The 24,854-nt window shown below is 56.8% G+C and carries 16 protein-coding genes and 1 rRNA gene; 16 read left to right on the top strand and 1 reads right to left on the bottom strand.

The window, feature by feature from the left end:
* The first annotated feature begins 13 nt into the window (after nucleotides 1-13).
* The 15 genes from PG722_RS11360 (at nucleotide 14) to PG722_RS11290 (ending at nucleotide 22,773) form a co-directional block, all read left to right on the top strand.
* On the top strand, nucleotides 14-883 hold the full coding sequence (locus tag PG722_RS11360; protein WP_110436642.1) for a MurR/RpiR family transcriptional regulator: 870 nt from the start codon (nucleotides 14-16) through the stop codon (nucleotides 881-883).
* Nucleotides 880-2,109: an NAD(P)/FAD-dependent oxidoreductase gene (locus PG722_RS11355; protein ID WP_270580602.1), complete on the top strand. Its 1,230-nt coding sequence runs from the start codon at nucleotides 880-882 to the stop codon at nucleotides 2,107-2,109. Before PG722_RS11360 ends, PG722_RS11355 begins: the two co-directional genes overlap by 4 nt.
* Nucleotides 2,106-2,789, top strand: a complete 684-nt coding sequence (gene cmk, locus PG722_RS11350; RefSeq protein WP_243105778.1) for a (d)CMP kinase — start codon at nucleotides 2,106-2,108, stop codon at nucleotides 2,787-2,789. The genes PG722_RS11355 and cmk overlap by 4 nt, the downstream gene beginning before the upstream one ends.
* Nucleotides 2,786-3,370, top strand: coding sequence for a lysophospholipid acyltransferase family protein (locus PG722_RS11345; RefSeq protein WP_270418001.1), 585 nt, complete (start codon nucleotides 2,786-2,788; stop codon nucleotides 3,368-3,370). Before cmk ends, PG722_RS11345 begins: the two co-directional genes overlap by 4 nt.
* A complete protein-coding gene (locus tag PG722_RS11340; protein ID WP_270580601.1) occupies nucleotides 3,367-5,298 on the top strand; it encodes a bifunctional 4-hydroxy-3-methylbut-2-enyl diphosphate reductase/30S ribosomal protein S1 in 1,932 nt (643 codons plus the stop codon). The genes PG722_RS11345 and PG722_RS11340 overlap by 4 nt, the downstream gene beginning before the upstream one ends.
* Nucleotides 5,299-5,652: 354 nt before the next feature.
* A complete protein-coding gene (yunB, locus tag PG722_RS11335) occupies nucleotides 5,653-6,309 on the top strand; it encodes a sporulation protein YunB (protein ID WP_270580600.1) in 657 nt (218 codons plus the stop codon).
* Nucleotides 6,310-6,382: 73 nt separating this feature from the next.
* Nucleotides 6,383-8,377, top strand: a complete 1,995-nt coding sequence (gene ligA, locus PG722_RS11330; RefSeq protein WP_270580599.1) for an NAD-dependent DNA ligase LigA — start codon at nucleotides 6,383-6,385, stop codon at nucleotides 8,375-8,377.
* An 88-nt stretch (nucleotides 8,378-8,465) separates the two neighbouring features.
* Complete coding sequence (gene gatC, locus PG722_RS11325; RefSeq protein WP_110436649.1) at nucleotides 8,466-8,753, top strand: Asp-tRNA(Asn)/Glu-tRNA(Gln) amidotransferase subunit GatC; 288 nt, start codon at nucleotides 8,466-8,468, stop codon at nucleotides 8,751-8,753.
* 15 nt (nucleotides 8,754-8,768) lie between these two features.
* The gene (gene gatA / locus PG722_RS11320) at nucleotides 8,769-10,238 is read left to right on the top strand and encodes an Asp-tRNA(Asn)/Glu-tRNA(Gln) amidotransferase subunit GatA (protein WP_270580598.1); all 1,470 of its coding nucleotides are present in this window, start codon (nucleotides 8,769-8,771) and stop codon (nucleotides 10,236-10,238) included.
* A gap of 15 nt (nucleotides 10,239-10,253) precedes the next feature.
* On the top strand, nucleotides 10,254-11,678 hold the full coding sequence (gene gatB, locus PG722_RS11315; RefSeq protein WP_118361736.1) for an Asp-tRNA(Asn)/Glu-tRNA(Gln) amidotransferase subunit GatB: 1,425 nt from the start codon (nucleotides 10,254-10,256) through the stop codon (nucleotides 11,676-11,678).
* A gap of 221 nt (nucleotides 11,679-11,899) precedes the next feature.
* Entirely contained in the window at nucleotides 11,900-13,606 is a 1,707-nt protein-coding gene (locus PG722_RS11310; RefSeq protein WP_270580597.1) for an ATP-binding protein, read from the top strand.
* Nucleotides 13,606-18,336 carry a leucine-rich repeat protein gene (locus PG722_RS11305; protein WP_270580596.1) on the top strand — a complete coding sequence of 1,577 codons (4,731 nt, stop codon included), beginning with the start codon at nucleotides 13,606-13,608 and terminating at the stop codon, nucleotides 18,334-18,336. Before PG722_RS11310 ends, PG722_RS11305 begins: the two co-directional genes overlap by 1 nt.
* Complete coding sequence (locus PG722_RS11300) at nucleotides 18,333-19,271, top strand: AAA family ATPase (RefSeq protein WP_270580595.1); 939 nt, start codon at nucleotides 18,333-18,335, stop codon at nucleotides 19,269-19,271. Before PG722_RS11305 ends, PG722_RS11300 begins: the two co-directional genes overlap by 4 nt.
* Nucleotides 19,272-19,277: 6 nt before the next feature.
* Nucleotides 19,278-20,450, top strand: coding sequence for a DUF58 domain-containing protein (locus PG722_RS11295; RefSeq protein ID WP_270580594.1), 1,173 nt, complete (start codon nucleotides 19,278-19,280; stop codon nucleotides 20,448-20,450).
* Nucleotides 20,451-20,466: 16 nt separating this feature from the next.
* A complete protein-coding gene (locus PG722_RS11290; RefSeq protein WP_270580593.1) occupies nucleotides 20,467-22,773 on the top strand; it encodes a transglutaminase-like domain-containing protein in 2,307 nt (768 codons plus the stop codon).
* 36 nt (nucleotides 22,774-22,809) lie between these two features.
* On the opposite strand, the gene PG722_RS11285 is transcribed toward PG722_RS11290, so the two are convergent.
* On the bottom strand, nucleotides 22,810-22,959 hold the full coding sequence (locus PG722_RS11285; protein ID WP_201309131.1) for a hypothetical protein: 150 nt from the start codon (nucleotides 22,957-22,959) through the stop codon (nucleotides 22,810-22,812).
* A gap of 480 nt (nucleotides 22,960-23,439) precedes the next feature.
* On the opposite strand from PG722_RS11285, the gene PG722_RS11280 reads away from it, so the two are divergent.
* Nucleotides 23,440-24,854 (top strand): 16S ribosomal RNA (locus PG722_RS11280); the annotation flags it as partial.

The raw sequence follows: 24,854 nt of genomic DNA, 5'->3' as shown, positions 1-24,854 counted from the left end.
AGGAGAGAGTATAATGAATGACCTGATCACAAAAATTCAAAGCGAGCTGCCCGGCTTTTCCAAGGGTCAGAAGCAGATCGCGCGTTTTATCTTAGAGCACTACGACAAGGCCGCGTTCATGACCGCGAGCCGTCTGGGTGTGACTGTCGGCGTGAGTGAAAGCACGGTCGTGCGCTTTGCGACCGAGCTTGGCTATGACGGCTATCCGCACCTGCAGCGCGCTCTGCAGGAGATGATCCGCAACAAGCTGACTTCGGTGCAGCGCATGGAGGTCGCGGGCGACCGCATGGGCGGCCGCGATGTGCTGCAGACCGTGCTGCATGCGGACACGGATATGATCCGCGTAACGCTCGACGAGATCGACCGCGACGCCTTTCAGGGCGCGGTGGACGCGCTCATGGGCGCTAAGCGAATCTACATCCTCGGTGTGCGCTCCTCAAGCGCTTTAGCCAGCTTTTTAGGCTTTTACTTCAACCTTTTGTTTGAAAATGTGACGCTTGTACATACGAACAGCGTCAGCGAGATTTTCGAGCAGGTGCTCCGTGTCGGACCGGGTGATGTGCTGTTCGGCATCAGCTTCCCGCGCTACTCCAAGCGCACGCTGAGTGCTATGAAGTACGCGCGCGACCGCGGTGCCCGCGTTATCGCACTGACCGATTCGCAGCTGTCTCCGCTGGCGCGTGTAGCTGATCATGTGCTGCTCGCACGCAGCGATATGGCGAGCTTTGTTGATTCGCTCGTGGCGCCCTTGTCGGTCATCAACGCACTGATCGTGGCTGTCGGCATGAGCCGCCGCGATGAGATTGAGCAGACCTTCAATAAGCTGGAGCGCATCTGGGAAGAATACGACGTATATGAAAAACCGGAGGACGATATAAATTGAACATTATCGTAATCGGCGGCGGCGCAGCCGGTCTGATGGCGGCAGGCACTGCCGCGGAGCAGGGCGCGCAGGTGACGCTGCTGGAAACCAACGAAAAAGTTGGCCGCAAACTGTTTATCACGGGCAAGGGCCGCTGCAACGTGTGCAATAACTGCGATGTGCAGGAGGTTCTGCGCAACGTGCCGGTCAATCCGCGCTTTCTGTATTCCGCGCTCGGCGGATTCGGTCCGGCGGACGTGATGGACTTTTTCGAGAACCATGGCGTTGCCCTCAAGACTGAGCGCGGCAACCGCGTGTTCCCGCAGTCGGACAAGGCAGCCGACATCATCGACGCGCTGTTCCTATGGGTGAAAAAGGCGGGTGTGACCATCGTACATACGACCGCAGACGAGCTGCTCATCGAGGACGGTGTGCTCACAGGCGTTCGCGCCGGTCACAAGACGTACAGGGCGGAGCGCGTTATCGTGGCGACCGGCGGCGCGTCCTATCCGCAGACCGGCTCGACCGGTGACGGCTATCGCTTCGCCAGGCAGGCGGGACACACGGTTGTGCCCGCAAATCCGTCGCTCGTGCCGCTGGTCGAGGACGGTGACACCTGTCAAAAGCTAATGGGTCTCAGCCTGCGCAACGTGCAGCTGACCGTGTATGAAAACGAGAAGAAGCTCTACTCGGACTTCGGTGAAATGCTGTTCACGCACTTCGGTCTGTCCGGTCCGCTGGTGCTGTCCGCGAGTGCGCATATGCGCCATTTCGGCAGCAAAAAGTACCGTGTGGAGATTGATCTCAAGCCTGCGCTGGACGAAAAGACGCTCGACAAGCGTCTGCTCTCGGACTTTGACAAGCACAAGAACAGCGATTTCATCAACGCGCTCGGTGAGCTGCTGCCGAAGAAGCTGATTCCGGTGGTGATTGAAAAGAGCGGCATCGACCCGCGCGAGAAGGTCAATTCCATCACCAAGGCACAGAGAGCGGCGCTGCTGCGCGTACTCAAGGCGTTCCCGGTCGAGATTTCCGGCAAGCGTCCGATCGCCGAGGCGATTATCACTACGGGCGGCGTGTCCGTCCGCGAGGTCAGCCCGAAAACCATGGAGTCCAAAAAGCTGCCGCACCTGTATTTCGCAGGTGAGGTGCTTGATGTGGACGCCTACACGGGCGGCTTCAACCTGCAGATTGCGTGGTCCACGGGCCGTCTGGCGGGTCTGTCGGCTGCGGAGGAGGAATCATGATGAAGTACATTTCGGTTGCCATTGACGGCCCGTCCGGGGCCGGAAAATCCACCGTGGCACGCGCTGCCGCGGCAAAACTCGGCTATGTATATGTGGATACGGGTGCGATGTACCGTTCCATCGGTCTGGCGGTGTGCCGCAGGGGCATTGCCGGAGAGGATACGGCAGGCATTATCGCAACCCTGCCGGAGATTGCCATTCAGCTGACCTATCAGGACGGCGCACAGCACGTTCTCCTGAACGGCGAGGATGTCTCCGAAGCCATCCGTACACCGGAGATTTCGTACTACGCGTCCAAGGTATCCGCGGTGCCGGAAGTACGCCGGTTTCTGCTGGAAACCCAGCGCAGCATGGCGAAAAACAGCAGCATCCTGATGGACGGCCGCGATATCGGCACGGTTATCCTGCCGGATGCGCCGGTCAAGATTTTTCTGACCGCCTCGGCACAGTCCCGTGCAGAGCGCCGCTATAAGGAACTGATTGAGAAGGGTCAGCAGGTGACGATGGACGGCATCCTGCACGATATTAACGAGCGCGACAGGCAGGACATGACGAGAGCCGTTGCGCCGCTCAAACAGGCGGACGATGCGGTTCTGCTGGATACGAGCAGCCTGACGCTCGAGGAGAGCATAGCGGCCGTTCTGCGTATTATTCGTGAAAAAACGGAGGAAAAGGCATGAAATTCAAGTACCACCGCTGGTTCCAGGCTCTGGTTGTGCCGCTTGTAGCGCTGGCGTTCCATATTTTCTTTGGCTACCGCGTGATCGGACGCGAAAACATCCCGGAGGGCGGCTGCGTTGTCTGTCCGAACCATGTGCAGCTGTCCGACCCGCCGTTTGCGGCGGTCGCACTCGGCGGCAAGACGCCGCTGCGCCTAATGGCGAAAAAGGAGCTGTTCCGGAAGAAGATATTCGCGTGGCTGATCGCGGCGCTCGGCGCTTTTCCGATCGACCGTGAGGGCGCGGATATCACTGCCATCAAGACCGCACTCGGCTGTGTCCGTGCCGGTCAGAAGCTGATCATTTTCCCGCAGGGCACACGCCATGCTGCCGAAGGCGAGACCAAAAAGGGCGCGGCTATGTTGGCAGTCAAGACCCGGGCACCGATCCTGCCGATGTATATCACCGAGGGCAAGCGTTTCCGCTGCAGAGCCACAGTCGTGATCGGCAAGCCGTTCACGACGGATCCGAAGCAGAAGGACTACGGCCTGATCGCGGATGATATCCTGCGCCGCATCTACGCGCTGAAGGAGCAGGTATGAGCGTAACGGTAGCTAAAACCGCCGGATTCTGCTTCGGCGTGCGCCGTGCCGTGGACCTCGCCGAGCAGCAGGCGAAAAAAAACGGAAAAATTTATGCCTATGGTGAAATCATTCACAACATGCACGAAATTGAGCGGCTGGAGAAGCTCGGTGTGCACACCGCGCATGCGCTGGAGGACATTCCGGACGGTGCCGGCGTGCTCATTCGGGCGCACGGTGTACCGCGGAATGTTTACACGCTGCTTCAAGCAAAAAAGTGCGAAATCTTTGATGCAACCTGCCCTTTTGTGCGGAAAATACACAAAATAGTGGACAAAGAGAGCGCGGACGGACGGCTGATTGTCATTCTCGGCAGCGCCGGACATCCGGAGGTTGTGGGCATTCAGGGCTGGTGTGGCGAGTCGATCGTGCTTGAGGGTGAGGAACAGGCGAGAGCCTTCTCGGAACGGCCTGAAATGGAAGATAAACCCATTTCTCTGGTCGCACAGACCACCGTCAACCGGTCAATTTGGAATATTTCCGTAGGACTTATAAAAAAAAGGTGTACAAACCTCAAAATTTTTGATACAATATGTAAAGCGACGGATGAGCGCCAGTCGGAGGCTCGTCTGCTTGCCGGTGTATCGGATCAAATGATCGTGATCGGAGATAAGAAAAGCTCCAACACCAAACGGCTGTATGAGATCAGTCGGTCGCTGTGCTCGGATGTGCGCTACATCGAAGACGCGGCAGAGCTTACTACGCAGGAGCTCGGGCAGCACCAGCACATCGGGATCACGGCGGGAGCATCCACACCGGCATGGATAATTAAGGAGGTCAGTAACATGATGAGCGAAGAAACCAAGATTGAAACTGGTGAGGACTTTGCAGCAATGCTGGAGGAGTCCTTCAAGACTTTAAATAATGGAGAAAAGGTAACCGGCACCGTTGTAGGTATTTCCAATAACGACGTACAGGTAGATCTGGGCGTTAAGCACACTGCGTATATCCCGCTGGGTGAGCTGTCTGACGACCCGAACTATGACGTAGCTGCCAACATCCACGTTGGTGACGAGATCGAGGCTGTTGTTGTTCGCGTAAACGACGGCGAGGGCACCATCACTCTGTCCAAGAAGCGCGTTGATCAGCTGAAGGGCTGGGAGACCGTTGAGAAGGCTTACGAGGAGCACACCGTTGTTGAGGGTGTTATCGTTGAGGAGAACCGCGGCGGTGTTGTTGCAACTGCACACGGCGTTCGCGTATTCATCCCGGCATCCCAGACCGGCGTACCGAAGGATCAGCCGATGAGCCAGCTGGTTAAGACCAAGCAGTCTTTCTATATCACCGAGATCAACCGTCAGCGCAAGCGCGTTGTTGGTTCTATCCGTGAGATCCAGAGGGAGGCTCGCAAGGCTGCTGCTGAGCAGATCTGGAACACCATCGAGATCGGCAACGAGTACGACGGCACCGTTAAGTCCCTGACTTCCTACGGCGCATTCGTAGACATCGGCGGCGTAGACGGCATGGTTCACATCTCCGAGCTGTCCTGGGGCCGCATCAAGCACCCGTCCGAGGTCGTTTCTGTTGGCGACAAGGTAAAGGTATTCGTTATCGGTCTGGATAAGGAAAACAAGAAGATCTCCCTCGGCTACAAGCGCGAGGAGGACAATCCGTGGAACGTATTCAAGTCCAAGTACGACATCGGCTCTGTTGCTGAGGTTAAGATCCTCAAGTTCATGCCGTTCGGCGCATTCGCTGAGATCGTACCGGGCGTTGACGGCCTGATCCACATTTCTCAGATCGCTGATCACCGCATCGCAAAGCCGGAGGACGAGCTGGAGGTTGGCCAGGTTGTCGAGGCTAAGATCATCGACATCAACGACGAGAAGAAGAAGGTATCTCTGTCCATCCGTGCTCTGCTCGAGGACGGCGAGGATTACGAGGACTAATTCCTCATTTAGCTGTTAAGCGTAAAGAAGCACCTGATTTATCGGGTGCTTCTTTTTTGTTAATTGGTGATTGCAAATTGGTAATTAGTAGTTAGTAATTAACGTGACGGTTAAGCGGTTATGTAAAATAACCGTCCTAATGTGTCCTAATCTGTTAAAAGGGGAATATATATTGGCAGATAATAATAGTAAAACAGTTTAGGACGGTTTAGGACAGTTTTTTAATAGAGAAATATATTGTAACGCTTCACCGTAGGGTGCGACAAGGTGATTATGCAAACGTATGCCGCATACGCTGAATGGGGTGGTATTATGCGGCGCAGACGAAAAAATGGCAGGAGACTGGCACTTGTCATGCTGATACTGATAGTAGCGGTTGGTCTTGGTCTGCTGACCATACGCTTTCAGCGCATTTTCATGGAGTATGCCGTCAACGTCTGCGAGGACAGCGCCATCAAGGAGATCAACACGCTGATGGAGGACGAGGTTTTCTCCCATCCGGACGAATTTGCCGACCTTGTGGTGCTTGAGCGCGACAGCGACAACCGCATCACGGCCTTGCGTACGGATATTATCGCAGTCGGAAAGGTGAAGGCGCGTATCGTCAACGGTCTGTTTGAACGGCTGGATTATCTGGAGGAAACGCAGACCGAGGTGCCGCTCGGCACGGTATTCGCGCCCAATTTGTTTACCGGAATGGGTCCGAGGGTGAAGGTCGGTCTTGCGGGACTTGCTCAGATGGAGGCGCGGTTCGTCAGCGCGTTTACCTCGGCGGGCATCAACCAGACGCGCCACCGGATTCTCATTGAGGTACACGCCGGCTTCCGCATTCTCGCGCCGTTTGGCGGGGAAGACCGGGAAATCGTCTCGACATACCCGGTCACGGACACGGTTATCGTCGGCACGGTGCCCGAACGGTACACCTATATCGGCGGCTCCGGCTCTGATCTGCTCGGCGAAATCCGCGATTACGAGGAAAATTCGGATATTTCTCACGAAATCGGAAAATAATACTTCAAAAACTGCTCGTCATTTGGTATACTTAATCTGTGTGAGTATTTGCTCACACCAAAGGAGTTTTATTATGGACGTGCGTGAGCAGATTACCGCTCTGCGGGAGCAGCTGCGGTATCACAACGAAAAATACTATAACGAGGACGCGCCCGAGATCACCGACTATGAGTACGATATGCTGCAGCGTCAGCTTCGCACGCTCGAGGCCGAGCATCCGGAGATGGCGGACGCGAACTCTCCGACCCAGCGGGTCGGCGGTACGGCGAGCAGCCGCTTTGCCAAGGTGACGCACGCCTACCCACTCGAAAGCCTGCAGGATGTTTTCTCGTTTGACGAACTCGGCGAGTTCTATTCCCGTGTGGAGAATGCCGTCGGACAGGCGGAGTACGTTGTCGAGTACAAGATCGACGGCCTTTCGGTCGCGCTCGAATATGTGGACGGCGTGTTCGTCCGCGGTGCGACACGCGGTGACGGTCAGGTGGGCGAGGACGTAACCAAGAACCTCAAAACCATCAAGGACATCCCGAAAAAGCTGGAGAACGCACCGCCGCATCTCATTGTGCGCGGTGAGGTCTACATGAAAAAGTCCGTGTTCGATGCGCTCAACGCCGAACTGGAGCTGCATGAAAAGCCGCTGCTTGCCAATCCGCGCAACGCGGCGGCGGGTTCTCTGCGGCAGAAGGACAGCAAAATTACGCGGGAAAGAAAGCTGTCCATCTTCTGCTTCAACATCCAGAACAGCGACGAGCTGCCGATGGAAAGCCATGTGCAGGCGCTCGATTACCTCAAGAGCCTCGGTTTCCCGACAAGCCCGCGCTATCCGGTCTACACCGACCCGCGGGACGTGCGGCGCGAAATCGAGAACATGGGCGAGACCCGCGGTGAACTGGATTTCGACATTGACGGTGCTGTTGTCAAGGTCAATTCCTTCGCGCAGCGCGAAACGCTCGGCTCGACCGCGAAATTTCCTCGGTGGGCGGCGGCGTACAAGTACCCGCCCGAGGTCAAGCAGACCCTGCTCAAGGATATCGTCATCACGGTGGGACGCACCGGCGTGCTGACACCGAATGCCGTGCTTGAGCCGGTAAGGCTTGCCGGTACAACGGTTTCGCGTGCAACGCTGCACAACCGCGATTTTATCCGTCAGCTCGATGCCCGCGTGGGCGACATCGTTTCTGTACGCAAGGCAGGAGAGATCATCCCAGAGATCATCGGCGTGGAAAAGGACCGGCGCCCGCTGGATTCGGTTCCGTACGAGTTCCCGAAGGTCTGTCCGGTGTGCGGCGCTCCAGTCTACGATGACGAGGACGAAGCCGCGATCCGCTGCACGAGCGCGTCCTGTCCGGCGCAGCTGCTGCGCAACCTGATGCACTTTGCGTCGCGTGACGCGATGGACATTGACGGCTGCGGCGAGGGCAACCTGCAGAAGCTGATCGACGCCGGACTGGTCAAGTCGGCGGCTGACCTGTACGACCTGACGGTCGAGCAGCTGCTGCCGCTCGGCAAAAAGGTGGACACTTGGGCGAACAACCTTGTCCGTTCGATCGAGGCGAGCAAGACCCGCGACCTGTCGCGGCTGCTGTTCGCGTTCGGCATCCGGCATGTCGGACAGAAGGCGGGCCGCATCCTGAGCGACCACTTCGGCTCGCTGGACGCACTGCTTGCCGCACCGGTAGAGGAAATGACCGAGATCCGCGACATCGGCCAGACCACCGCGGAGAGCATCGCCGCTTGGCGGGAGCTGCCGCAGTCGCATACACTCATCGAAAAGCTGCGCGCACACGGCGTCAACTTTATCGGTGAAAAGACCGCAAAGAGCGACCTGCTCGCCGGAAAGACCATTGTGGCAACCGGCAGCCTGACGCTCTATACCCGCAAGGAGATCAACGATCTGATCGAGTCTCTCGGCGGCAAAGCGGCCGGTTCGGTCTCGAAAAAGACCAGCTACGTTGTCGCAGGCGAAAACGCCGGCAGCAAGCTGCAGAAGGCAGCGGAGTTGGGTGTTCCGGTGCTGACCGAGGAAGAGTTTAAGACGATGATTGAAGAAGGCAGCGGAAACGCTTAAATAAGATATGCCGTAGGGCACCCCGTCCTACGATAGATCATAAAATTCGTATCATAGAGTTAAGATAAATAATTAGGAGGCAAACGACATGGCAATTTCCAGAAAAGAAATTGAGCACATCGCGTCCCTGGCACGTCTGGATTCGACCGGCGGCATTTTCGACCGTCTGGCCGATGACATGCAGGGTATCGTCGCAATGGTGGACAAGCTGGCTGAGCTTGACCTGGGCGACATCACCGATGTTATCAACACCGAGCGCAAGAATGCGTTCCACGAGGACGAAGTGATTCAGGAATTCACACCGGATGAGCTGATCGAGCCGAATGCACCGGACTTCCAGTGCGGCGGCGTAGCAGTTCCGCGTGTTGTCGAGTAAGGAGGGGACAGAATCATGGCACTTTACGAAAAAACTGCGTCCGAGCTGTCCGAGCTGCTCGGCAAAAAGGAAATCTCCGCAGTAGAGCTGGCAAAGGACGTTTTTGCCCGCACCAAGGCGGTAGAGGATAAGGTTCAGGGCTACGTTACCGTAGCCGAGGAAGCAGCGCTCGCGCAGGCTGAGGCTGTAGACAAGAAGCGCGCAAGCGGCGATACGCTTTCCGCTCTGGCCGGTATTCCGATTGCAATTAAGGACAACATCTGCACCAAGGGCACGCTGACCACCTGCGCGTCCAAGATGCTGGCGGGCTTCAAGCCGCCGTATAACGCAACCGTTATGGAGAAGCTGATTGCTTCCGATGCGGTCATCACCGGCAAGGCCAACATGGACGAGTTCGCAATGGGCTCCTCCTGCGAGAATTCCGCTATGCACCCGACCCACAACCCGCATGGTCTCGACCGCGTACCGGGCGGTTCCTCCGGCGGCTCCGCTGCTGTTGTTGCAGCAGGCGAGGCTCCGCTGGCGCTCGGCTCGGATACCGGCGGCTCTATCCGTCAGCCGGCGTCCTTCTGCGGCGTTGTCGGCATGAAGCCGACCTACGGTGCGGTTTCCCGTTACGGTCTGATCGCATTCGCGTCTTCTCTCGACCAGATCGGCCCGTTCGGCCGCTCCATCGAGGACGCAGCCATGCTGCTCGATGCGGTTACCGGTCACGATCCGCTGCACGATTCCACTTCTGTCAAGACCCCGTTTGAAGGTTCGCTGCGCGCCAACCTGAACGCTGACGTCAAGGGTCTCAAGATCGGTCTGCCGAAGGAGTATTTCGGCGAGGGCATTTCGGATGCCGTTCGCAAGAACGTTATGGCGGCTGCAGAGGCGTACAAGGCACTCGGCGCGGAGGTATTCGAGATCTCTCTGCCGCTCGTTGAGTATGCACTGCCGATCTACTACATCCTCTCCTCCGCAGAGGCTTCCTCCAACCTTGCCCGTTTCGACGGCGTAAAGTACGGCTACCGCACCCCGAATGCAGGCGATGACATCATCGAGCTGTACACCAAGAGCCGTTCCGAGGGCTTCGGCGCCGAGGTACAGCGCCGCATCATGCTGGGCACCTACGTTCTGTCCTCCGGCTACTACGATGCGTACTACAAGAAGGCTCGTGCCGCACAGCGCAAGATCCGCGAGGAGTTTGCAAACGCATTCGAGAAGTGCGACGTCATCCTGACGCCGGTTGCGCCGACCACCGCTTACGAGATCGGCTCCAAGACCACCAATCCGCTCGAGATGTACGCAGGCGATATCTGCACGGTTTCCGTCAATATTGCCGGTCTGCCGGGTCTGGTTCAGCCGTGCGGTTTTGATGAGAACCACATGCCGGTCGGCATGCAGCTCATCGGTCCGCGCTTCGGCGAGCAGACGCTGCTGAACGCCGGTCTGGCCTTTGAGCAGGCGTCCGGTCTCAAGAACATCATCGCTGCACTGTAAGGGAGGAAGACAAACATGAAATACGAAGCTGTCATCGGTCTGGAAGTGCATGCGGAGCTGTCCACCAAGAGCAAGATCTACTGCTCGTGCTCCACTGGCTTCGGCGCACCGATCAACACCCACACCTGCCCGGTCTGCACCGGTATGCCGGGCGCACTGCCGGTACTCAACAAGCAGGTTGTACACTACGCCGCCAAGATGGGCAAGGCTACCGGCTGCACCATCAATCAGCTGTGCAAGGCTGACCGTAAGAACTATTTTTACCCCGATCTGCCGAAGGCATATCAGATTTCCCAGTTTGATGTGCCGATCTGTGAGAACGGCGAGGTATTCTTCTATGTGGACGGCGTGAAGCACTCCTGCCGTCTCGAGCGCATCCACTTCGAGGAGGATGCGGGCAAGCTGCTGCATGACGAGATCGACGGCACCATCGTTGACTTCAACCGCTGCGGCGTACCGCTGATCGAGATGGTAACCCGTCCCGACCTGCATTCCTCTGCCGAGGCGAAGGAATTCCTTGAAATGATCAAGACCACCCTGTCCTACCTCGACATCTGCGACTGCAAGATGGAGGAAGGCTCCATCCGCTGCGACGTAAACGTTTCCATCCGTCCGGAAGGCTCCACCGAGCTGGGCACCCGTGTCGAGATGAAGAACATCAACACCTTCTCCGGTGCGGTTCGTGCGATTGATTACGAGATTGCACGCCAGATCGAGGTTGTAGAGAACGGCGGCGAAATCCAGCAGGAGACCCGCCGCTGGGACGACGTTAAGCTGAAGAACACGGTAATGCGTACCAAGGAAGACGCACAGGACTACCGTTACTTCCCGGATCCGGACCTGATCGCCGTCGAGATTTCCGACGAGTGGCTGCACCGGATCGAGAGCGAGGTTCCGGAGCTGCCGATCACCCGTTACGAGCGTTACCTCAACGAGTACGGCATGACTGCCATGGAGGCGCGTCTGCTGTCTGACAGCTTTGAGAAGGCCGAGCTGCTCGACGCTGCCGCAAAGCAGGTTAAGCCCAAGGCTGCCGCAAACTGGATCCTGTCCGATATCTCCAAGTACCTGAATGACAAGGGCGTAAGCCTCCGCGAGACCAAGATGACCGCAGACAAGCTGGTTGCTCTGGTCAAGCTAATCGAGGCGGGCACCATCTCCGGCAACGCCGGCAAGAAGGTTCTGCCGAGCATGTTCGAGACCGACGAGACCGTTGAGGCCATCGTTGACCGCATGGGCCTCAAGCAGGTATCCGACGAGGGCGCTATCCTCGCCATCGTACAGGACGTTATCGCCAAGAACGAAAAGGCTGTTGCCGACTTCAAGGCAGGCAAGAATGTGACCGGCTTCCTCGTAGGCCAGTGCATGAAGGCTTCCAAGGGTCAGGGCAACCCGCAGATCATCAACAAGCTGATCGCATCCGAGCTGGCAAAGCTGTAATTCAGCTTAAAACCGAATTGATACAAGAGGATACAGAACGGTACTGTTCTGTATCCTTTTTTGTGCTTTTGGGGGAGAAATTTGTCGGAGAGAGCGGCTGCATTGGGGGGAAATGTTATAAATCGACAGATATAGGAGCTATTATGTATAAATGGATATGCAGGTATCAACTGGATGAGAAATACAGAAAAGAGTAAAACTGGAATTTGGCAGGTGAAGGAATGCATATAACGGATTGGCTGGAAATATTGGGTGAGCACTTTCCGTTGGTGGTGATCGGCTGCGTTGAGGCACTGCTGGCAGTTGCACTGCTTTGTGCGGCGCTGCGGAACCGCGGGCAGTGTGCGGATAAAAAAAGGAGCGCACTTCGGCGGGCAGATGAGATTCTGCTGTACAACATGGATCGACAGAGTAATGACGTATGCCTTGTCATGCGTCAGCACGACCTGTTGCCGCTCTGTGCGGCAGGCGATATGCAGAGCCTGCTCGGTGTGACGTTCGAGCAGCTCCGGCAGGATGTTATGCTGCTTGCGGACGCGCTGGAGGACGGGCAGAACGGCGTTTCTGTCTGGAAGAAATACCGTGCGTGGGACGGAGCGCAGCCGTTTGAGACCGTCCTTCGGACAAAGAACGGCGAGTGGGTGCAGCTGAATGTGACCCGCGGTGAGGACGATGGATATGATCTGTTCTGCTTCAGCCGCACGACCGGGCTGTGCGGTCGGATGGAACAGTACGAGGAGCGCCTTGCCAAGATCGAGGAGGAGAGCCGGTCCAAGACGACCTTCCTGTCGCGCATGTCACACGAGATCCGTACCCCAATGAACGGCATAATCGGCATGCTGACGCTCGCGGAGAACCACCTCGAGGCGAATGCACCGGCGATGCAGTATCTGACCAAGGCAGATGAGCTGTCCGATCACATGCTCGCGCTCATCAACGACATTCTGGATATGTCGCGTATAGAGGCGGGCAAGGTCGAACTGGAAAACAAGGTGTTCAGCTTGCGGGAGCTGGGTGACCGCCTGTACGATATGTTTGCGAAAAACCTCGACAGCCGCGGCATCCGCTACGAGGTCAGCTTTGACGGTGTGGCCGTGGATTACGTCCTTGGCGATGAGCTGCGCATCAGCCAGATTATCATCAATTTTCTGTCCAATGCGGTCAAATTTACGAGCGAGGGTGAAATTATTGTCACCTTCCGGCAGATGATGCTGCGGAACGGTGTGGCAGATATGATGATCCGCGTACACGATACCGGCATCGGTATGCAGCCGGCGTTTATCAGCCGTATTTTCCGTCCGTTCGAGCAGGAGACCGTGGGGACCTCTCGGAAATACGGCGGCACCGGTCTCGGCATGGCCATCACTGACCAGCTTGTCAAGCTGATGGGCGGCGAGATCGTGGTGGAGAGCCAGCCGGGCAGAGGCTCGGATTTCTCGGTGTATCTGCATCTGCCGGTTGCTGAAAAGCCTGCGGAACCGGCGGCAGAGCCGTCTCGCGCATCCACGGAGGAGAACGCGGATGCGTTCCGCGGCAGACGCATCCTGCTTGTCGAGGACAACGAGATCAATGCAATGATCATGGTCGAGGTGCTGCAGGAGATGGGCGCCGAGATCGAGAAGGCCGAAAACGGACAGATCGCGGTGGATATGTTCGCAGATCATCCGGAAAACTACTACGATTTTATTCTGATGGACGTGCAGATGCCGGTGATGGACGGCCGCACGGCGGCCCGCACCATTCGTGCGATGGAGCGTCCGGATGCGAAGAGCATCCTGATTTTTGCGCTGTCGGCAGATGCGTTTGTCGAGGACGAGCGCTTGTCTATCGAGAGCGGCATGAACGATCATTACGCAAAACCGGTCGATTTTCAGGCACTGCAGCGTAATATCGGCAAATTTCTGCAGAGAAGAGAAAGGAGGAGCTGATGGGAAAGCTGGATAAGATTCTGCTGTCGCGGGCAATACTGACCAAAACCGTACTCGGTGCGGCAGCCGCCGCAGCGCTGACAACGGGCACGGTTCTGGGCGTTTCGTCGTACCGCTCGGGCAATCATTTTCACCCCTCGGACACGGAGCGCGGCTTCAATGCCAATCAGGTGCATTTTGACGACGATCAGGACGTAAAGGGCAGCGACAGCACGGCAGAAAAGGACGACAGCGAGCTTTGGGAGCGGGACAGCGGCGCGGACGATACCAGCGGCCCGCAAAACGACAGCAGTGCGGATTTCATGTTCCAGCGCGAGCGCATGCAGGAGAATTTCTCCGACCCGCTCTCGGTTGCCGGCGGCACGGCAGACACGAGCATGACGGCGAGCAGCTCCGGCGATATCGTATATAACGTGACGAATGACCGCGACAGCGCGGATGTCATCATCGGCGGCAGACCGGGCGGCACGACTGCCGTTGTGCCCGGAAACGGCGGCGCCGGCACAGGAGAAAATCCGGGCGGCAATAGCGGCGCGGCAAATCCGGCAAAGCCTGATACGCCGAATACCCCGGGAGAGCCGTCCGCGCCGGGCAATCATAAGCCGAGCAAGCCGGGCGGCGGCAATTCGGACAATACGAATGGCGGCGGCACGGCTGCCCCGCCATCAGGACAGGGCGGCTCCATTGCGGATACCATGCGGGAGCCGGATTCCGGAAAGACCAGCGTAGGCATCTTCGGCGAGCACGATCCGATCAGTAAGCCGTATTATGAAGGGAATGTGAATGACAACACAGTAAAGGAGGTTGTTATTCGGCAGCCGCAGAATAGTTCGGGAGAGGCAGACCCGTCTGCGCTGTACGCCGGTCAGAAAAACATCACTGCCCGCAAGATCTACAATGCATTGGAAACCTATGTAAATGACCACAACGGCAACATTTACTACTGGAGCAACCTGAAGGGTGCAGACAACAGCGATTTGCATTTCGGCGTGTTCGTCCGTATCAACGGTATCTGGATCGGCGATACCTTCTTCAGCTTCTTTAATGAGGCAACCGGAGAATATGATAAGACTCTGGATGAGATTCCGAGCGATGCGACCGAGATCAAAATCAGTGCGTCTTACCGCTTCAGTGCAGAAAGTGCGTGGAAGGACTACTCGGATGTTACCTATACGCTGGAGCGAAACCGTATCTTCATCCTCAACCGCAGGCTGACGGAAAGCGATAAAAACGGTCAGTTCAGCAGTGATATCCTGCTCAATCCATATAAGGATACCAGCTTTGATCCGGATGATGAGAGCAAGGTAATCGACCTGTACAGCTATCAGAGAGATCTGCTGGGAGAGGAACGTCTGTCCGCGTTGTTCCCCGGCTGGCTGGAGGACGGCAAGCTGATTCCGTGGATGTATCATCCGGCGGCGGGCCGTCGTGTTATCGAGCCTGTGGATATGGTCCCGTTGGAGGATAATTATATAGTGCAGGTCAAAATCCGTTGGTATGACATGGATACCGGCGCGGTAACCCGTTCGCAGGACGATGCCGCAGACGGTCCTACAGCGGATTCTTGGGACGAGACCGAATCGGATCTGCCGGTCAGCGCACCGCAGTTTTCAATCACCCAGAAATTCATCTACATGCAGACACTTACCGGCTATGAGGGCGATCCCGGCAGTGTGCTCGAGGTACCGAAGTATGTGCAGGCGGTGGATATGGGCACGGAAAACACCCTGCATGAGGTTGATTACATCAAAATTCCGGATACGGTGCGGTATGTCAACACGAAAAGCTACAGCGAACAGACGGAAGGCACACAGACAGCCGTAAAGGGCATCAAGGTCAAGAAGGGCTATATTGTGGATGCGGGCAGCACAGCGTATGCCGCAACCGCGGACGGTATTCTTACCAATGCGGACGGCAGTGCATACCTCGGCATTCCGTATGACATGACCGAGCTGACCGTTCCGAAAAATGTAGAGAAGGTGACGCTGCCGAACGCAACACAGGTGACCAGACTGGTCCTGCAGGCGAAAGCTGCCTGCGACCTGCCGAAAATCGACTTTGGCGGTATGGACAGCGGCGTTATTATTGTGGAGCCGGACGTATTTCATGCTTTCGTGCGCAGTAACGAAACTGCGCTGGAAGGCATGCGTGTGAACGTTGCATCCTCGGACGGCAGTTGGGAATCACACGATGGTGCTTATCTGGAGAAGGACGCCGAGGGGAACAAAACGCTCACCCGTGTGCGGGCACAGACCAGATATTATACTCTGCCGAGCGGCGTCAATGCCATCGGTCCGAACGCATTTGCGGACGCGGAAAAGGTTGAAACTATCATTCTGCCCGAGGGCGAAGACGGGATTGCAATCGCCCCGGACAGTTTCCAAAGCAGCAATGTGGATACCATCCTGTGCGGCGGGAAGGCGCAGGCAGAGAACGTGCAGGCGCAGCTTGACGCGGCAGGCATTACGGATGTCCGCGCAATCGTCCTGCAGACCAACAGCCGGGGCGAGACCTACTACACAGACGAGCGCAGCGCGGAGGTTGTGCTGATGGCCGGTGACCCGGCTAAGACCGAGTTTGACGGCACGATTCAGGATGCGGACGGCAATACGCTGTGGGTGACCACACTGGCGGACGGTGCGTTTGCAGGCAGTCAGAATCTGCAGTGGGCGCTTCTGCCGGAATCGCTGACAAATATCGGTGCACAGGCGTTTTACGGCTGCTCCGATCTGGAGGGCATCATGGTTGATGCGAACGGAGAGGTGTCTGTCGGCAATGCGGCGTTTGATAACTGTACCTCGCTGAACTTTATCGCGTCCAACGCGCCGTCCATCAATATGGGCGAGTATTCGGTCAGCACGGGAGCACAGGCAACGGTGATGTATTCCCCGACCGGGGGAATCGGCTACGGTGAGGACTGGACGTATTTCATTGAGGAATCCGGTGTGCAGCGCTACGATGTTGTAGATATCGGCAGCACGAAAATGCTGTACGGCGCGAGCGATGGCAAGGACTGGCTCGGTCTGCGTGCCGGCAGGCACACCGAAGGGGAGCTTGCCTTGCCGGGGGGGACGATAGAGCTGTTCGATAAGGCGTTTTACGGCGCCGAGGGCTCGTTTACCATCAACTGGGATAAACTGCCGGACCTGCAGTATATTGATGCTTATGTGTTTGCCGATTCCGGTCTGGAGGGTGAGGTCGTTACAGCCGTCAGCGAGGTCGGTGAGGCGGCATTCCAGAGCACAAATATCACGAAGCTGGAGTTGAACGGCTATATACAGCGTCTGGATATGAACTCGTTCGTGGATTGCAAGAGCCTGACCGGTGTTTCCATTACACGGGGATTTGAAAATAACAGCAGCATATACACCGGTCTGTTCAGTGCATGCAGTGCGCTGGAGGATATCACGATTGCTGATTTCGGCAATGTGCCGCAGCTTTTGACATTCAGTGCATCCTCCGCGTTTACCTTTAACTATGAATGGACGTGGCAGGATACGCTGCAGCGGGTTCACATCAGATCCGACTGGGAGACCGGAGACGATATTGCACCGTCTTATGTAAAGAAATGGCGCTATTCGCTGCTCGGCAGCATGGACACACCGAATGCGACCGGCTACATGAATCTGTGGGACAACACCATGATGGACCTGATGTTCAATGGAACATGGGAGGATCTGTATGCAGAAACCGATGCGGCAGTTAAACAGAAACTCGTGGATGTGGAGAACGATATCCGCACCATGCTTGACGCAGAAACGAAGGTAGAGGAACCCTCGGAGTTCTATCCGTATCGTGTACGGGGAGATTATATTACGCTGATCGGTGCGCCGTCCGACAAGACCACGATTGATCTGGATAGTGAAACACTGGGACTGCTGGATGGCTGGTGTTTGGATTATATCGGTGAGGGAGCCTTCTCCAATACCAAAAACCTGGAATATCTCGTCTTGGAAAGCGGTCTGGCCGGCATTGAGCAGGATGCGCTCCGAGGAGTGGAGAGCGATACGCTGACCATGACCTTCATGGATGGCAATCCGCCGGAGCTGCTGAATTTTACACCGGGTGAGGGATATTCCTTCGGTATTGATGAAAGCAGGATCAAAATCTACATTCTTGCCTGGGGAGATGAGGAGGCTTATCTCCGTTTCATTGAAAAATGGATCTACCCGATGGCGGGATATGAAAACTATGCGGAAATGTATGAAGCTGTCGCTGCAGGCATGCCGAATGCAGCCGAGGAGGAAATCCATGCCAAAATGGAGGAAATCCTGCTGCCGGTCGAGAATCGTATCCGCAGAATGCTGTGGCATCGTGAGTGGATTCCGGGCACATCGGAATTTGAAGAGGGCACCACTGTAGATACTCACTATCCGGAAGTGGACAAGCTCAGCTTTGAGCTTGCACCGAAAAAGCAGGAGCCGGAAATGGTTGAGCCGGATGATCAGAACAGGAATCCGGATGAGAAGGATGACCTGACGCCGGTCCCGGAGCCGAATCCCGGCACGGACACGGACACCTCAAACGGCAATACCAGCGAACCGCCGACCATCGACGACGATGCGGCAAACGAGCCGGCCGGTGACAGCACCGGCAAGGACACCGGCTCTGCCGACACCTCGGCGGACGATGCGACGGTTCTGCCGATGCCGGACGGCAAGCACGAGATCGTCATTCCGTCCGAACCGTCGGACAGCACTTCCACAGAAGATGAAGGAGAAACAGAATGATTGTTGAACAATCCAAGCAGATCATTGCCGAGGTCAATAAGGCGTTCATCGGCAGAAAAGATATTGTCGAGAAGATCCTGATGACCATTTATGCCGGAGGTCATGTGCTGCTGGAGGACTGTCCCGGTGTGGGCAAGACCACGCTCGCCGTGGCGTTTTCCCGCGCGCTGGGACTGAGCAACAAGCGCGTTCAGTTTACGCCGGATACGCTGCCGTCCGACATCACCGGCTTTACGATGTACAGCCGCGAGACCGGCAGGTTCGAGTACCGCGAGGGCGCGGCGAGCTGTCAGCTGCTGCTGGCCGACGAGATCAACCGTACCTCACCGAAAACGCAGTCTGCGCTGCTTGAGGTCATGGAGGAGCACACCATCACGGTGGACGGCGAAACGCACGCGCTGCCCGCGCCGTTTATCTGCATTGCGACCCAGAACCCGCTGGGTTCTGCCGGTACGCAGCCGCTGCCGCAGAGCCAGATCGACCGTTTCATGGTCAGCCTGTCCATCGGCTACCCGACACTCGAAAACCAGATGAAGATCATCAACGCACAGCGGTACAGCAATCCGCTGGAGGAGATCCGCGCGGTGACTAACGCGCAGAATCTGCTTGAGGTGCAGAACTACCTGACCTCGGTGCGCATGACCGACGGCGTGCTGGCGTACGCCATCCGTCTGTGCGAGCAGACCCGCAGCCATCCGCTGGTGGAGCTGGGCATCTCTCCGCGCGGCGTGTCCGCACTGGTCAGGATGGCGCGCGCAGGCGCGATTTTGCGCGAGCGCAACTACGTTGTGCCCGAGGATGTGCAGAACGTGTTCGTTGATGTATGTGCACACCGTCTGGCGCTGCGCCCGCAGGCGCGCGTGGAGGGCGTTGCCGCAAAGCAGGTGCTGGAGGAGATCATGGCGAAGATCAAGCCCGCGCACGCAGAGGAGTGAGGCGCTATGTGGAAAAACCGGCTGGCGTTCGCGCTGCTGTATGCGGCGCTGCTCGTGCTGCTGCTCCTGTTCAGCAAGCCGTTTCTGCTGGCGGCGCTCATCGTTCTGGTGGTATCGGCGGCGCTGATGGCGCTGCTCACCCGCAGGGATGCGCGGCTGCTGCGCACCTCTGTGCGCGTTAAATCTGGCGGGCGGGAAGGCGAAACCGTACCGATGACGTTCACGTTTGCGCCGAAACGGCGGCTGCTGGCGGCACAGAGCATTCTGGTCGAGGTGGAATCCCGCAACGATATGTTCGGCGTGAGCGTGCATAAATATCTGGCGTTCGACCTGGCGGACGATCAGCAGGAGTATACCATCGGTGTGCCGCTCGTCTGGTGCGGCAAGGTCACGTTCCGCTGCATTTCGGTGCAGGTGCGGGATATGTTTGGGCTGTTCAGCAGCAAGGCAAAGCCGTTCCCCGAAATCTGCACGGTGGTCTACCCGCATCATGTGCGCGTTTTAACCGAGCTGTCGAGTGCAACGATCGGCGCAACGCGCAATGACGGCGTTATGCAGAACCGTAAGGGCAGCGATGCAAGCGAAATGTTCGACATCCGCGACTATGTCCCGGGTGATGATATACGAACCATTCACTGGAAGCTGTCCGGCAAGACGGATGAGCTGATCGTTCGTCAGGCGAGCGCCCCTTCTCATTACAATATCGCGCTGCTGCCGGATTTCGGCCGCAGCCATCTGGCCGGACCGGAGGCACAGCAGGAGCTGAATGCGGCTGTCGCCATTGCATCGTCCGTTGCCGAGCGGCTGATTCGCCGCGGCGTGCCGTTCTGCACCGTTGTACCGACGAAACAAGGCATAGAGCGGTTTGAGGTATGCACGGAGCGGGATTTTCACGAGCTTCTGCCGCGCTGGCTCAGCTTTCCGGTGCAGGAGACCGGCGGTTCGGGCCTGCGGTACTTTGTCATGGAGCATCTGGACCGGTATTTCACGCGCCTGCTCATCTTTTCCGCAGGACGCTATGAGCAGGATCTCAGCGGACTGGACAGCCGCGTCGGTGTACTGGTGCTGAGTGCGGTTTCGGGCATCAAGACCGCCCGTGTGGAGGGCAGCGGCTCGTGCAGCATCATGGAGCTGCCGGCCGAGCAGGATATCAATGAAGTGTACCGCGTGGTATGCTGAGTCATAGGAGTAAACGATGAAGCAGGCTGAGATTCGGCGGTATCGACCCGGCGAACGGACAAATCCATATCTGGCCGCCGGATGGATGGCGCTGCTGGCGGCATTGCTGCTGAGTGGTTCGCTGCTGGCCATGCAGCGGCTGTGGAACGGCCGCGCACCGTCCCTTGCTGCCGTGTTTGCGGCTGCCGCGCTCAGCGCACTGTGCGGCGCTGCGGCGGATTTTGCGGCGAAACGCATTCCGGCGGCGCAGCTGCTGATGCTCGCACCCGTTCCGGCCGTGCTGATCGTGACCGGTTTCCGCGGATACATTGCAGGCGGCCGTGCATGGCTCAACACCATGCTCGACCGGTGGAATACGGTGCATGAAGGCGGTCTCGCGCTGTTTTCCGGTACAGCCTCCGAGCGGGATGCATGGGCGTTTGCGCTGTTGGCGGCGGTGCTCATCGGACTGCTGTCATGGTATGCGGTCAGTCGGCAGAGCAGCTGGCTCGCGGCGTTCATCAGCGTATTCTGGCTGCTGCTTTCGCTGTTCGGCGAGGGATTCTATCCGTTGGCGCTTGTGCTGCTGACAGCGGGGCAGCTGGGTCTGCACATGACGAGCGGCAGCCGCGCGATCACCCGCAGAGCGGTTGCATGGTGCCTTGGCATATCGGCAGTGCTGTGTGCCTGTGCGGTGGGACTGTCCGGCACGGAAATGCCGTCGGTCGATCGTCTGCGGCAGAATATCAAGCAGACAGTGCACGATCTGCGCTACGGCAGGGATACGCTGCCGCAGGGCGAGCTTTCTCAGGCGAACCTTCTGCACGGAAGCAGCGAAACCATGCTGAATGTACGCACGGAACAGGAAAAGTCGGTCTATCTGCGCGGATTTACCGGCGGAAAATATGAAAACGGCACATGGAAACCGCTGCCGGATGCCGTCTACGGCGGAGAAAACATCGGCATGCTGGACTGGCTGCAGACACAGGGCTTTGACCCGTTTACACAGTCGGCGGCATACTATCGGCTGACCGGCGATGCACCGGAGACCAACACGGTCGAGGTGTCGGTGAAGAACGCTTCGCGCGACGCGGTGTACGCACCGGCTTCGATGGAAAAGGTAACGGACGGTGACGTGCACGAACGCAGGGACGCGCTGCTCAAGGGGCGCGGTCTGTTCGGTACCCGCAATTATACGGTGACCGAGGTTTCGGGTACGCGGCCGTCGGAGCTCATGGTCGCGGAGAGCTGGGTCAGCAGCCCGCAGACCGAGGAGCAGGCAGCCTATGCGGAAGCAGAGTCGGTCTATCGCAGCTTTGTGTATGATGCGTATACCGCAACGGACGAGGATTTGCTGCCTGTGCTGAATCGTCTGTTCTGGCAGGATTATGATGATGAAAATGACGGCGTTTACAGTGCGCTCAGCCGCATCCGCGAGGTGCTGAAAGCGCAGGTGCGCTACAGCGAGACTGCCGAAGCCGCACCGGATAATGCGGACCCGATTGCATATTTTCTGACAGACTCGCGGAAGGGCAATGCAGTGCTTTATGCCTCGGCGACCGTGCAGGCGCTGCGGGCACACGGCATTCCCGCACGTTACGCGGAAGGCTACTATCTGCCGATTTCCAAAACGCAGAGCAGCGCGGACGGAACAGCTGCGTTGACCGGTCAGGACGCACATGCATGGGCTGAGGTCTATTTTGACGGTATCGGCTGGCTGCCGGTTGATGCGACGCCGGGTTACTATTTTGACGCGGTTGCGCTGCAGCAGATGGTCAGCCTGCCGGATACGGTGCGCAAAACTGCAGCTATCGACGAAGATCGGTCAGGTGCGGATCAGGTGGTCGAGCAGTCCGGCACCGGTGGTTCCGAGCAGTCCAAGCCGCTGACTGTGGTGAAAAACATGGCTGCGGTTGGATTTGGTATTGCCGGCATAGTTATTGTGCTGTTCACGCTGCTGCTGTGCGCGATGGAGCTGACGCGCGCGTTTCTGCTGTGGCATGCGGAACGCAGACGGCGCAGAATGTCGATCGAGGAGCGCGTGCGGCAGTCGCAGAAGCTGATGTTCAAGCTGATTTCCCTCTGGGGAATTGACGCGGCGCTCGGATGGGAGACTGCAGCGACCGATAAGGCGCTTGCGGACACGCTGCCGTCGGTTAAGCCCGGAGAGTACGAGCGTGTGAACGGTCTGCTTGAGAAAACAATATACGGCGGCATCGCGCTTGAGCCGTTCGAGGAGCGCGCGCTCGATCTGTTCGTGCAGCGGCTCTGGGGAAGAAATGTGAAGAAAAGCTGGAAAATGCGCCTTAAACTGCGGTATGCGTGCTTGCTGGCGGCGAAATAAGAAGAAATCCCGAGGCGATAGGCTTCGGGATTTTTACTATTGCTGTACCTGCGGCAGCAGCAGACGGAAGGCGCAGAGCAGAAGTTCCTCACGCGTGTGCAGCTGTGCGCTGTGCGGAAGAATGCGCTGCCGGATTTCCGGCGAAAGTGCGTAAAAACAGTTGTTAGCCGTTTGATCAATGGACAACAGTGCTGTAAGATTGCAGAAATACTTCATGGAAATTCACCTCGGGATTCAGTATGGACAAGGGGAGAGCAAGCTATACGCAAAAACTTTTGAGAAAAATGAAAAAATGTGTTGACAAAGTGTATTGGGAGAGGTATACTAAATAAGCTGTTGATGAGCAGTTAAGACTGCTTCGATTTAACAGAATCCAAAACCTTTAGTGGTCAAATGCTGACGCATTTGAGTACCTTGGTCGAAAATCACGAAGATTTTTGACACGCGGTGCGATTTTCCGCTGAAGGCAAAGGAAAATTGCACCTTGTAAATTAAACAACGATGTGCTTAAACTTTTGTTCAAAAGAACGAAGGTTGTAGTGCGAACCTGAAATTTCGAGAGTTTTTTACTCTTGGTAAATCGCTGGAAGTCACAACTCCAGTTAAAACAAAGTGACACGTCAGACTCTAAAGTCGATTTTAAGAACTTCGGTTCTTTAAATACAATTTTTAGAGAGTTTGATCCTGGCTCAGGATGAACGCTGGCGGCGTGCCTAACACATGCAAGTCGAACGGAACTATTTTGGAAACTCCTTCGGGAGCGGAATCTTTAGTTTAGTGGCGGACGGGTGAGTAACGCGTGAGCAATCTGCCTTTAAGAGGGGGATAACAGTCGGAAACGGCTGCTAATACCGCATAAAGCATCAAATTCGCATGTTTTTGATGCCAAAGGAGCAATCCGCTTTTAGATGAGCTCGCGTCTGATTAGCTGGTTGGCGGGGTAACGGCCCACCAAGGCGACGATCAGTAGCCGGACTGAGAGGTTGAACGGCCACATTGGGACTGAGACACGGCCCAGACTCCTACGGGAGGCAGCAGTGGGGAATATTGCGCAATGGGGGAAACCCTGACGCAGCAACGCCGCGTGATTGAAGAAGGCCTTCGGGTTGTAAAGATCTTTAATCAGGGACGAAAAAATGACGGTACCTGAAGAATAAGCTCCGGCTAACTACGTGCCAGCAGCCGCGGTAATACGTAGGGAGCAAGCGTTATCCGGATTTACTGGGTGTAAAGGGCGCGCAGGCGGGCCGGCAAGTTGGAAGTGAAATCTATGGGCTTAACCCATAAACTGCTTTCAAAACTGCTGGTCTTGAGTGATGGAGAGGCAGGCGGAATTCCGTGTGTAGCGGGGAAATGCGTAGATATACGGAGGAACACCAGTGGCGAAGGCGGCCTGCTGGACATTAACTGACGCTGAGGCGCGAAAGCATGGGGAGCAAACAGGATTAGATACCCTGGTAGTTCACGCCGTAAACGATGGATACTAGGTGTGGGAGGTATTGACCCCTTCCGTGCCGCAGTTAACACAATAAGTATCCCACCTGGGGAGTACGGCCGCAAGGTTGAAACTCAAAGGAATTGACGGGGGCCCGCACAAGCAGTGGAGTATGTGGTTTAATTCGAAGCAACGCGAAGAACCTTACCAGGTCTTGACATCCCGATGACCGCCTTAGAGATAGGGCTTTTCTTCGGAACATCGGAGACAGGTGGTGCATGGTTGTCGTCAGCTCGTGTCGTGAGATGTTGGGTTAAGTCCCGCAACGAGCGCAACCCTTACGGTTAGTTGATACGCAAGATCACTCTAGCCGGACTGCCGTTGACAAAACGGAGGAAGGTGGGGACGACGTCAAATCATCATGCCCCTTATGACCTGGGCTACACACGTACTACAATGGCAGTCATACAGAGGGAAGCAAAACCGCGAGGTGGAGCAAATCCCTAAAAGCTGTCCCAGTTCAGATTGCAGGCTGCAACCCGCCTGCATGAAGTCGGAATTGCTAGTAATCGCGGATCAGCATGCCGCGGTGAATACGTTCCCGGGCCTTGTACACACCGCCCGTCACACCATGAGAGCCGTCAAT

This window comes from Butyricicoccus sp. OF27-2pH9A (assembly GCF_027693185.1).
Lineage (GTDB): Bacteria > Bacillota > Clostridia > Oscillospirales > Butyricicoccaceae > Agathobaculum > Agathobaculum butyriciproducens.
The sequence above is the reverse complement of the archived record's forward strand: the minus strand, read 5'-3'. Positions and strand labels throughout refer to the sequence as shown.

Excerpts from the sequence above, each read along its gene's own strand:
- yunB (WP_270580600.1), top strand. The coding sequence starts at position 5,653 with ATGCTGATACTGATAGTAGCGGTTGGTCTTGGTCTGCTGACCATACGC.
- PG722_RS11295 (WP_270580594.1), top strand. The coding sequence starts at position 19,278 with ATGTGGAAAAACCGGCTGGCGTTCGCGCTGCTGTATGCGGCGCTGCTC.
- gatB (WP_118361736.1), top strand. The coding sequence starts at position 10,254 with ATGAAATACGAAGCTGTCATCGGTCTGGAAGTGCATGCGGAGCTGTCC.
- gatC (WP_110436649.1), top strand. The coding sequence starts at position 8,466 with ATGGCAATTTCCAGAAAAGAAATTGAGCACATCGCGTCCCTGGCACGT.
- ligA (WP_270580599.1), top strand. The coding sequence starts at position 6,383 with ATGGACGTGCGTGAGCAGATTACCGCTCTGCGGGAGCAGCTGCGGTAT.
- PG722_RS11310 (WP_270580597.1), top strand. The coding sequence starts at position 11,900 with ATGCATATAACGGATTGGCTGGAAATATTGGGTGAGCACTTTCCGTTG.
- PG722_RS11340 (WP_270580601.1), top strand. The coding sequence starts at position 3,367 with ATGAGCGTAACGGTAGCTAAAACCGCCGGATTCTGCTTCGGCGTGCGC.
- gatA (WP_270580598.1), top strand. The coding sequence starts at position 8,769 with ATGGCACTTTACGAAAAAACTGCGTCCGAGCTGTCCGAGCTGCTCGGC.
- cmk (WP_243105778.1), top strand. The coding sequence starts at position 2,106 with ATGATGAAGTACATTTCGGTTGCCATTGACGGCCCGTCCGGGGCCGGA.
- PG722_RS11300 (WP_270580595.1), top strand. The coding sequence starts at position 18,333 with ATGATTGTTGAACAATCCAAGCAGATCATTGCCGAGGTCAATAAGGCG.
- PG722_RS11305 (WP_270580596.1), top strand. The coding sequence starts at position 13,606 with ATGGGAAAGCTGGATAAGATTCTGCTGTCGCGGGCAATACTGACCAAA.
- PG722_RS11360 (WP_110436642.1), top strand. The coding sequence starts at position 14 with ATGAATGACCTGATCACAAAAATTCAAAGCGAGCTGCCCGGCTTTTCC.
- PG722_RS11290 (WP_270580593.1), top strand. The coding sequence starts at position 20,467 with ATGAAGCAGGCTGAGATTCGGCGGTATCGACCCGGCGAACGGACAAAT.
- PG722_RS11345 (WP_270418001.1), top strand. The coding sequence starts at position 2,786 with ATGAAATTCAAGTACCACCGCTGGTTCCAGGCTCTGGTTGTGCCGCTT.